The organism is Mariniradius sediminis, assembly GCF_021491425.1.
In the GTDB taxonomy this organism is placed as follows: Bacteria; Bacteroidota; Bacteroidia; order Cytophagales; family Cyclobacteriaceae; genus Mariniradius; species Mariniradius saccharolyticus.
Map to the genome: position 1 here is coordinate 1 of NZ_JAKEVZ010000057.1, position 370 is coordinate 370.

Genomic DNA, 370 nt, shown 5'->3' on the forward strand with positions numbered 1-370 from the left:
CAGGGTTACATTGCCCGTGTTGGTCACTACAATTGTGTAGTTCAGGACATCGCCCACCGCATCGAAACTGCCCTCTGCGACTGTTTTCTGGATACTTAAGGCAGGGGACTGTACCGCATTGACGGTTACCTGGTCGGAAACGGATACCGAGCCCGAAGTGGCGGAGGCCGTGTTGCCAACCGAAACGTTGTCCAGATCAGACTGGACGATTGTGTAAGACGTATTGACGCTTTGCGAAGCCGTTGGAGCGAGCGAAGCAATGGTCTGGTTCAAACCTGTCAAAGGATCGACGACCACGACGTTGGGCAGGGTTACATTGCCCGTGTTGGTCACTACAATTGTGTAGTTCAGGACATCGCCCACCGCATCG

The 370-nt window shown here is 54.1% G+C and carries 1 protein-coding gene; it reads right to left on the reverse strand.

All coding sequences use genetic code 11. The features are described 5' to 3' along the window. Window positions 1-370 (reverse strand): CLIPPER-2 domain-containing protein (locus L0U89_RS20680; protein WP_439651581.1); only part of this gene is annotated, 370 nt, incomplete at both ends.